Genomic DNA, 9,267 nt, shown 5'->3' with positions numbered 1-9,267 from the left:
ATCGAGGTGATCTCGACCGGCTCGGTCGGGCTCGACCTGGCGCTCGGCGTGGGCGGAGTGCCGCGCGGCCGCGTGGTCGAGATCTACGGCCCCGAGTCGTCGGGCAAGACCACGCTGGCGCTCACCATCATCGCCAACGCCCAGCGCAATGGCGGCAACGCCGTGTTCATCGACGCCGAGCACGCGCTCGATGCCGCGTACGCCCAGAAGCTGGGGGTGGACATCAACAACCTCCACGTGGCCCAGCCCGACACCGGCGAAGAGGCCCTCGAGATCGCCGATCAGCTGGTGCGCTCGGGAGCCGTGGACGTGGTGGTGATCGACTCGGTGGCGGCGCTGGTGCCGCGCGCCGAGATCGAAGGCGAGATGGGCGACTCGCACGTCGGCCTTCAGGCACGGCTCATGTCGCAGGCGCTGCGCAAGCTCACCGGCTCGATCAACAAGAGCAACACCTGCGTGATCTTCATCAACCAGATCCGCATGCAGATCGGCGTCATGTTCGGATGTTTCCACTACGACACCCGCGTGGAACTCGCCGATGGCACCAGTGAGAAAATCGGCAAGATCGTGAGCCAGCGCATGCCGGTCGAAGTGCTGTCCTATGACCCCGCCAGCGGTCGGATCGAACCCCGACGCGTGATGAACTGGTTCGACAACGGTCCGGCGGATCACTTCATTCAGTTCGAGGTCGAAGGCGGCTCTTCCGGCCGGCGGTGCTTCGCCGTCACCGAGAATCACATGATCTTCACGCCGGATGGCGAGGTTGCAGCGGGTGAGCTCGAAGTCGGCGATGAAGTGATGACCTCGGTCACGGACTTTGCGCTCACGGAGGATCAGTTGCAGCTCCTGATGGGCAGCGGGCTCGGGGATGGATCACTGCGGACCACCGGCTCTCAAACCGCCGCGTTCCGAGTCGCTCACGGCCCGGAGCAGCGCGAGTACGTCGAATGGAAGCATCGGATGCTGCAGCCGTTCTCACACGCGCTCGGGAAGATGGGAAACGGAATCGGGTTCGACACCAAGGCGATGCCTCTTCTCGCTGAACTCCGCGGGGATCTGTACGACTCCGATGGTGGGCGCATCGCGACCGCGACTCTTCTCGACAAGATCGACGCGCGAGGCCTGGCGGTCTGGTACGGCGACGACGGCAGCTTCGCCGGCTCGTTCGAGAAGTGGGGAAATGGGAAGGCCGTGCTCTACAACAAGTCGCTCGGCGAGCAGGCACGCGAGGCCGTGATCGAGGCGCTCGAACGGCTCGGAGTGGGCCGTCCCCGCGATGACGGGCGCGGATTCTGGTTCAACTCGGAACAGAGCGCCCGGCTTCACGCGCTGATCGCGCCCTACGTGCATCCGTCGGTCGCCTACAAGCTCCATCCCTCTCAACGCGGGAAGTTTCGTTGGGAGGCCGCGGCTTCCGACACCGGCTTGGACGAACGGCGCCAACTTCGTGCGGCCCCCGCGCGCATCACGAAGAAGTACGTGAAGCCCGAGACGCGCGGGATGCATCGATTCGACATCGAGGTCGAGGGATTCCACACTTACCTGGTCGACGGGGTCGCGGTTCACAATTCGCCCGAGACCACCGCGGGGGGGCGCGCGCTCAAGTTCTACGCCTCGGTGCGCCTCGACATCCGGCGCATCGCGACGCTGAAAGAGGCCGAGGTCGCGATCGGCAACCGCACCAAAGTCAAGGTGGTGAAGAACAAGGTGGCGGCGCCGTTCCGCGAGGCCGAGTTCGACATCCTCTACAACGAGGGCATCTCACGAGAAGGCGAGATGCTGGACTACGCGGTGGACAAGGGCGTGGTCCAGAAAGCGGGCACCTGGATGAGCTTCGGCGACGAACGCATCGGTCAGGGTCGAGAGAACGCGCGGCTCTACCTCAAGGAGCACAAGGACGTCGCCGCGAAGATCGAGGCGAAGCTGTTTCCGCTGCTCGGGCTCAAGGTGCCGGGAACGCCGGCAGCTGAGGGCGCGAATGGCGCGAACGCGGCGGCGAAGCCGGCCGCGGGTACCGCGGCCGCGCCAGCGGCTCCGCCCGGGAAACCGGCGGCTCAACCCGCGCGCCCCGCGCCCGCGATGGTCGCGAAGGACGGAAGGCGGTAGGGAGATCGGGCGCCGCGAGAGGCACCCACCCGCGTGGGTCCCGCGGCGCCCGCCCGCTTTCGGCGACTCATTCTCGCGCAAGAGCTCCAGACCATGGTCGAGATCAGCGTCGAAGACGACAAGGTGGTGTTCGAGGTCCAGGGCTGGGATCGCCACTGGGGCCTGACCAGCCGGCTGCGCATTCCGATCGAGCACATCAAGGGCGCGAGCCGCGAGAACCTCCCCGGCATGGGCTGGTTGAACGGCATCAAGATGTGGGGCACCAGCATTCCCAACCTGTTTCGCGCCGGCTGCTTCTTCCAGGACGGCGAGTTCATCTACTGGGACGTCCGGAACCTCGACCACGCGATCGCGGTCTCGCTCGAACACGAGCGCTACAAGAAGCTGATCATCGAGGTCCTCGATCCCGACACCGCGATCGCCGCGATCGAGGCGGCGCTCAGCACGCGGCGGCCATGATCGCCGAGGCTCGCGAAGCGGCGCTCCGGCTGCTCGATCGCCAGCGGCGGACACGCGGCGATCTGGCGCGCCGCCTGCGCGACAAGGGCTACGAGCCCTCGACCATCGCCGAGACGCTCGATCGCCTCGCCGAAGTCGGCCTGGTGGACGACGTCGAGTACGCCCGCGCCTACATCGCCGGCCGCTGGGGCCGGCGAGCCGCCGGCTGGCGCAAGCTCGAGCAGGACTTGCGCGGGCGCGGGGTCTCGGCCGGCGACATCGCCGCCGCCCGCGAGCGCTTCGCGGCCGAGCAGGGCGAGGCCGGCCCAGTCGACGAATCCGCCGCCGCCCGCCGGGTGGTGCAGCAGGCGGCGCGTCGCTATGCTTCCCTCGATCCCCGCACGCGACGGCAGCGACTGACGGCGCTGCTGCTGCGCCGCGGGTTCTCCTACGAGACGATCGAGCAGATCGTGCGCGCCGGCGCAGAGGAATAGCCCGGCGCGGTCCACAACGCGCGGCTTTGTGCCGCGCTCCGAGCCCCACGGAGGAACCATGATTCGGCAGGCGACGGCGGTCTGGAGCGGTGGCTTGAAGGACGGGAAGGGCAGTCTCACCACGCTCAGCAAGGCGCTCAGCAACGTTCCCTACGATTTCCGCATGCGCTTCGAAGAGGCGCCGGGCACCAATCCCGAGGAACTGATCGCGGCCGCGCACGCCGGCTGTTTCTCGATGGCGCTCTCGGGCGAGCTCGGGAAGGCGAACATCACGGCGAAGCGCATCGAGACCACCGCCAAGGTGACGCTCGAGCCGGTGGACGGCAAGCCCACCGTGACCAAGAGCGATCTGTTCCTCGAGGTGGATGCGCCGGGCGCGAGCAAGGGCGCGATCGAAAAGGCCGCCAACGACGCCAAGGCCGGCTGCCCGATCTCGCGGCTGCTGAGCAATACGAGGATCTCGCTGGCGATGACCGTCAACGTGTAGCGTTTCGGTTCGCGCGGCGATTTCGTGCCCCGCGTTCGACCAGCCCCAGACTCACCGAGGCGCGGCCCACCGCCGCGCCTCGTTTCTTGAGGAGGAGCCATGCCCGCCACACCGCACATCGAGAAGCACTTCACCGCCGGCGACACGGTGCGTGACATCGTGATCGGCATGTCGGATGGGCTCACCGTGCCTTTCGCGCTCGCCGCCGGACTCTCGGGGGCGGTCGCGGCCACCGGCATCGTCGTCACCGCCGGGCTCGCCGAAGTGGCGGCGGGCTCGATCGCAATGGGGCTGGGCGGCTACCTGGCCGCGCGCGGCGACGCCGAGCACTACGCGAGCGAGAAGCGCCGGGAAGAGCTGGAGGTGGTCGAGAAGCCCGACGCCGAACGCGAGGAAGTGGCGGTGGTGTTTCGCGAATACGGGCTCACCGAGGCCGAGATCGCGCCGGTGCTGCGCGCTTTCACCGAGCGGCCGAAGGCGTGGGTGGATTTCATGATGCGCTTCGAGCTGGGGCTCGAGGAACCCAATCCGCGCCGCGCGCTGACCAGCGCCGCGACCATCGCCGCGTCGTACGTGGCCGGCGGCCTGGTGCCGCTCGCCCCCTACATGCTGATGCGCGAAGCGCACGCCGCGCTCAAGGTGTCGGTGGCGTGCACGCTGGTCGCGCTGCTCGCGTTCGGGTGGGTGAAGGGGCACTTCACCGGGGTCTCGCCCCTCAAGAGCGGATTGCAGACGGTGCTGGTCGGGGGCCTGGCCGCGGCGGCGGCGTTCGGGCTCGCGAAGCTGCTGCAATAGGGGCGCCGGCAAAGCGTCGGCGCCAGCGGGCGCCCTGCTCGGCGCAAGTGCGCGCGGCTCAGCGCGAGTGTGCGCGCGGCTCAATGGTAGAGCCGCTTGAGGGCTCCCCAACTGCTGGGGCGCGCCGCGGTCGGAAGCGGATGACTGCTCGCGCGACCCGCGTGAACCACGGCGATCTGGTACTCGGGGCCCAGGCTGAAGTGGATGAGCGTGAAGTACTCGACGATCTCGCCGTGGAGCGTCATCGTCAGATTGAGGACCACAGTCCCCACGTACCCCACCGGGAAATCGGCCAGGAGCCAGAACACGCCGATCGGGAACACGTTTCGGGCCGTTTCTCCGGGCAGCACCTTCGCGAGCAGCGGGCTGCCGGGGAGCATGGTACCGACCGCCTCGAGAGGGTGGATCGGAGTCACCGGTGAAGCGGAGTTCGCGATGGTCGCATGCCCCACCACGCTGGGATCGGACGACAACACCGTGAAGGTCGCCCCGGACAGATCGGCTTGTCCGATGTCGGTCGCGCCACGATTCACGATGAGCGCTATGTCGTTTCCGTAGCTGAAACCGGAGACCCCCGGGCTCGCCACCACTTCGATCGAGTCGGCGAAGATGAGATCGAAGCCCGAAGCGCGAGCGCCGACGTGGAGTGAGCAAAGCGCGAGGGCGGTGAGGGCGAATCGAACCAGTGCGGGCCGGGACATGGGGTACTCCTTTCACCGGGTTGGGTGGTGCCTGCGGGTCCGAGGCAGCATGGAAATGGTGGCTCCTCGCCACGCGCCAGGCAATGGGAGAATTCCGGACACCGTGCCGCTGACGCGCGAGGGCCGTTTCCGCTATCTTGTCGCGTCTCTGCATCCTGACCTTCCCGCGCCGCCTCTGCCGAGAGACGCCGCGCCGCCCATGTCGGAGCCCGGATGACTTCGCCCACCTCCACCGCACGCACTGCCGCCCAGCTCCGCCGCGCGTTCCTCGATTTCTTCCGCCAGCACGGCCACACCGAGGTGCCGAGCTCGCCGCTGGTGCCGAACGATCCGACGCTGCTGTTCACCACCGCCGGCATGGTGCAGTTCAAGCCCTACTACACCGCCAGCGACGTGCCCTACACGCGCGCAGTCTCGGTGCAGAAGTGCCTTCGTCTCACCGATCTCGACAGCGTCGGGCTGACGCCGCGGCACGGCACGTTCTTCGAGATGCTCGGCAACTTCTCGTTCGGGCCGCGCGAGCGCGGCGCTTACTTCAAGGAAGAGGCGATCGCGCTGGCCTGGGAGTTCGTGACCCAGGTCCTGGGGCTTCCCAAGGGTCGACTCTACGCCTCCGTGTTCGAGGGCGAGGGATCGCTGCCGCGTGACGACGAAGCGGTGGCGCTGTGGAAGAAGGTGGGGCTCGCGGAGAGCCGGATCGTTCCGCTGGGCCGCAAGGACAATTTCTGGGGTCCTGCCGGCGGCGCGGGCGCGTGTGGCCCGTGCAGCGAGATCTACTTCGATCTGGGAGAGAGGCGCCCCGACTACCTGGCGCCCGGCGCGTTCTGGGGTGAACGGCCCGGCGATCCCGGCGATCGCTACATGGAGTTCTGGAACCTGGTGTTCCCGCAGTTCGACGCGCAGGCCGACGGCACGCTCAAGCCGCTGGCGCGCCCGGGCATCGATACCGGCATGGGCATCGAGCGGCTCTCGATGATCGTGCAGGAGAAGAGCATCATCTTCGACACCGACGTGTTCGAGCCGATGGTGCGAACGGTGCGCGAGCTGGGATCGCCGAAGCCGCGCGATTCGCATGCAGCGATTCGCGACGCCCGCATCATCGCCGACCACGTGCGCGCGCTCACCTTCCCGATCGCGGAGGGTGCGCTGCCCGGCAACGAGGGCGCGGGCTACGTGCTCCGCCGCCTGCTGCGTCGCGCCGTCACTCGCGGACGCTCGCGGGCCGGGCTCGACATCCATGCCACGTTCCTGGCCGCCGTCGCCGGGCAGGCGATCGACATTTTCGGCGGACACTATCGCGAGCTGGTCGAGCATCGGGCTCAGATCCTGCGGGTGCTCGAGCACGAAGAGGCCGGCTTCGGCGAAACCTTCGAGGCCGGCATCGCGCGGCTCGAAAAACTGCTCGAAGGCGTCGCCAATCGCCTCGACGGACGCGAGGCGTTCGTGCTCCACGACACCTACGGATTCCCGATCGAGCTGACCGAGGAGATTGCCGCGCAACGCGGGGTCACCGTCGATCGCGCCGGCTTCGATCGCGCGATGGACGAGCAGCGCGAGCGGGCCCGCGCCGCCAGCAAGTTCGCGAAGGGGGCGGAGGCGCGAGAGCAGTGGGTCGAGGTGACGGGCGGCCCGGACTCCGAATTCCTCGGCTATCAGACCCTCGACGCCACCGGCATCCAGCTTCGCCGCTGGCGCGAGAGCGGGGAGGGCCACTTCGAGGTGGTGCTCGATCGCACGCCGTTCTACGCCGAATCGGGCGGGCAGGTCGCGGATCGCGGCGCGCTCGAAGCCGGGAGGATCTCGGCGGGCGTGAGTCACGTGTACAAGGAGGGCGACGCGATCGTGCATCGGCTCCTGCTCGCGCCCGTCGATCGTGAAGCGCTCGTCGAACACGGGCGGCGCGGGCAGCTGATCGGGCGCGTCATGCGCGAATGGCGCGCTCCGGTGATGCGCCATCACACCGCCACGCACCTGCTGCACGCGGCGCTGCGCTCGACGCTGGGAACGCACGTGAAACAGGCCGGCTCGCTGGTGGCGCCCGATCGCCTGCGCTTCGACTACTCGCACTTCGAGGGGCCGTCGCCCGAACAGCTCGCGACCATCGAGAAGCGGGTCGCCGATTGGGTCCACGCGAATCGCGAGGTGAGCTGGCAGGAGCTGCCGCTCGACGAGGCGAAGCGGCGCGGCGCGATGGCGCTGTTCGGCGAGAAGTACGGCGCCCGGGTGCGGATGGTGACGGTGGACGGCGTTCCGGCGCTCGGTATCGAGCCCAGCCTCGAGCTGTGCGGCGGCACGCACGTTTCGAGAACCGGCGAGATCGGCGACTTCCTGCTGGTCGCGGAGTCGGCGATCGCCGCCGGCGTGCGGCGCGTCGAAGCGCGCTGTGGGGAAGAGAGCCACCAGTTCCTGCGCGGCGAGATCGCGCGCTTTGGCGACGCCTTCGCCACCGCGGGCGAGAAGCTCGACGCCGAGCTCGGCGCGTTGGCCGGCGAGAACGCCGAGCGCGACCGTGCCGCGCGCCGAGCGCAGGTGCAGGACGCCGTCGAATCGGTTCGCGCCGGCGCCGCGGCGCTCGTCGCTCGCGTTGGCCACGAACCGGCCACGGTGGTGCGCGAGAGGTTGCGCGCGCTCGAGCACGAGTCGACCGCGACGCTCGAAGGCCTGAAGCAGGTGCTCGCCACGCTCAGGAAGGCGCAGTCGGAAGCCGCGCGCGGCGGGCTCGAGGCCGAGATGGCGAAGCTCGCCGGCCAGGCGGTCGCGGCTCCCGGCGGCCGGTGGGTGGTGGCCCAGATTCAGTCGGAAGCCGACGCCGGCGCGGTGCGCGACGCAGCCGACCAGCTGAGCGGCGCGCTGAAGCGCGGCGCCGCGGTGCTGGCGCTCAGGAGCGGTGAGAAGCTCACGTTCGTGGCGAGCGTGACCGCCGATCTGGTCGCCGAGAAGAAGCTCAACGCTTCGGATCTGGTGAAGAAGGTGGCACAGGTGACCGGCGGCTCGGGCGGCGGCAAGCCGCATCTGGCGCTGGCCGGCGGCAAGGACGCGAGTCGGCTCGAGGCGGCGCTCGACGAAGCGCGCCGGCTGCTGAAGGAAGCGCTGGCGTGAAGGCGCTCGTCCTGGCCGGCGGCCGCGGCACGCGGCTGCGCCCGATCACTCACACCAGCGCCAAACAGCTGGTGCCGGTGGCCAACAAACCGGTGCTGTTCTACGGACTCGAAGCGATTCGCGACGCCGGCATTCGCGAAGTCGGCATCATCGTCAGCGATCCGCGCGAGATGCTGCGCCCCGATCATCGCACCGGCGAGATGGTGACGGTGATGGTCAACAGCCAGGCCGAGATCCGCGCCGCGGTCGGCGACGGCTCGCGGTTCGGGCTTAGCGTCACCTACATCGAGCAGGAGGCGCCGCTGGGGCTCGCGCACGCCGTCAAGATCGCCGAAGGCTACATGGGCGGAGAGCCGTTCGTCATGTACCTGGGGGACAACCTGATCAAGGACGGCATCACTCCGTTCGTCCGCGAGTTCGAAGCCGAGAAGCCCGACGCGCAGATCCTGCTCGCTCACGTGAAGCACCCCGAGGAATTCGGCGTCGCGGTGCTCGAAGGCGATCGCGTCACGCTGCTCGAGGAGAAGCCGAAGCAGCCGCGCAGCGATCTGGCGCTGGTCGGCGTCTATCTGTTCAGCAAGTGCGTGTTCGAGGCGGTGAACGCGATTCGTCCCTCGGCGCGCGGCGAGCTCGAGATCACCGACGCGATTCAATGGCTGATCCAGGCAGGGCGGCGCGTGCGCTCGCACGTGATCGGCGGCTGGTGGAAGGACACCGGCAAGGTCGAAGACATGCTCGAAGGCAATCGCATGATGCTGGGCGGGCTCGAGCCGAAGGTCGAAGGCCGCGTCGACGAAGGGAGCGCCATCGAGGGCCGGGTCTCGATCGGGCGCGGCACGGTGGTGGAACGCTCGCGCCTGCGCGGGCCGCTGGTGATTGGCGCCAACGCCCGCATCGCCGACGCCTACATCGGCCCGTTCACCTCGATTGCCGACGGCGTCGAGATCGTCCACAGCGAAATCGAGCACTCGATCGTGCTCGAGCGCAGCCGCATCCTGCACGTGCCGCAGCGCATCGAGTCGAGCCTGATCGGCAAGGACGTGCTGGTGAGCGCGAGCGCCAGCCGGCCGCGAACGCACCGGCTGATGCTGGGCGATTCGAGTCGCCTGGAGCTGGCCTGAAACCGGCGTGGATCGGCGCTGCGGAG

General features: G+C 68.7%; 8 protein-coding genes. 7 read left to right on the top strand and 1 reads right to left on the bottom strand.

The features are described from left to right. The 5 genes from VMJ70_05380 to VMJ70_05360 all read left to right on the top strand — a co-directional run. A partial coding sequence (locus VMJ70_05380) for an ATPase domain-containing protein (protein ID HTO90543.1) occupies window positions 1–2,106 on the top strand: 2,106 nt, incomplete at its 5' end. A 93-nt stretch (window positions 2,107–2,199) separates the two neighbouring features. After that, window positions 2,200–2,565 carry a hypothetical protein gene (locus VMJ70_05375; protein HTO90542.1) on the top strand — a complete coding sequence of 122 codons (366 nt, stop codon included), beginning with the start codon at window positions 2,200–2,202 and terminating at the stop codon, window positions 2,563–2,565. Next, on the top strand, window positions 2,562–3,038 hold the full coding sequence (locus VMJ70_05370) for a regulatory protein RecX (GenBank protein ID HTO90541.1): 477 nt from the start codon (window positions 2,562–2,564) through the stop codon (window positions 3,036–3,038). The genes VMJ70_05375 and VMJ70_05370 overlap by 4 nt, the downstream gene beginning before the upstream one ends. A gap of 58 nt (window positions 3,039–3,096) precedes the next feature. Continuing rightward, window positions 3,097–3,525, top strand: coding sequence for an OsmC family protein (locus tag VMJ70_05365; protein ID HTO90540.1), 429 nt, complete (start codon window positions 3,097–3,099; stop codon window positions 3,523–3,525). A gap of 99 nt (window positions 3,526–3,624) precedes the next feature. Then, window positions 3,625–4,320 carry a VIT1/CCC1 transporter family protein gene (locus VMJ70_05360; GenBank protein ID HTO90539.1) on the top strand — a complete coding sequence of 232 codons (696 nt, stop codon included), beginning with the start codon at window positions 3,625–3,627 and terminating at the stop codon, window positions 4,318–4,320. Window positions 4,321–4,400: 80 nt separating this feature from the next. Here VMJ70_05360 and VMJ70_05355 read toward each other — a convergent pair whose 3' ends face one another. Continuing rightward, window positions 4,401–5,021: a hypothetical protein gene (locus VMJ70_05355; protein HTO90538.1), complete on the bottom strand. Its 621-nt coding sequence runs from the start codon at window positions 5,019–5,021 to the stop codon at window positions 4,401–4,403. Between the two features lie 213 nt (window positions 5,022–5,234). Between VMJ70_05355 and alaS the strand changes: the two genes are divergently transcribed. Both alaS and VMJ70_05345 read left to right on the top strand, forming a co-directional pair. Then, on the top strand, window positions 5,235–8,120 hold the full coding sequence (alaS, locus tag VMJ70_05350) for an alanine--tRNA ligase (GenBank protein ID HTO90537.1): 2,886 nt from the start codon (window positions 5,235–5,237) through the stop codon (window positions 8,118–8,120). Continuing rightward, a complete protein-coding gene (locus VMJ70_05345; protein ID HTO90536.1) occupies window positions 8,117–9,241 on the top strand; it encodes a glucose-1-phosphate thymidylyltransferase in 1,125 nt (374 codons plus the stop codon). Before alaS ends, VMJ70_05345 begins: the two co-directional genes overlap by 4 nt. Window positions 9,242–9,267 lie beyond the last annotated feature (26 nt).

It is taken from the genome of Candidatus Sulfotelmatobacter sp. (assembly GCA_035498555.1).
Classification (GTDB): domain Bacteria; phylum Eisenbacteria; class RBG-16-71-46; order RBG-16-71-46; family RBG-16-71-46; genus DATKAB01.
The sequence above is the reverse complement of the archived record's forward strand: the minus strand, read 5'-3'. Positions and strand labels throughout refer to the sequence as shown.

Coding starts and splice junctions, on each gene's coding strand:
- VMJ70_05375 (HTO90542.1), top strand. CDS start 2,200: ATGGTCGAGATCAGCGTCGAAGACGACAAGGTGGTGTTCGAGGTCCAG.
- VMJ70_05370 (HTO90541.1), top strand. CDS start 2,562: ATGATCGCCGAGGCTCGCGAAGCGGCGCTCCGGCTGCTCGATCGCCAG.
- VMJ70_05365 (HTO90540.1), top strand. CDS start 3,097: ATGATTCGGCAGGCGACGGCGGTCTGGAGCGGTGGCTTGAAGGACGGG.
- VMJ70_05360 (HTO90539.1), top strand. CDS start 3,625: ATGCCCGCCACACCGCACATCGAGAAGCACTTCACCGCCGGCGACACG.
- VMJ70_05355 (HTO90538.1), bottom strand. CDS start 5,021: ATGTCCCGGCCCGCACTGGTTCGATTCGCCCTCACCGCCCTCGCGCTT.
- alaS (HTO90537.1), top strand. CDS start 5,235: ATGACTTCGCCCACCTCCACCGCACGCACTGCCGCCCAGCTCCGCCGC.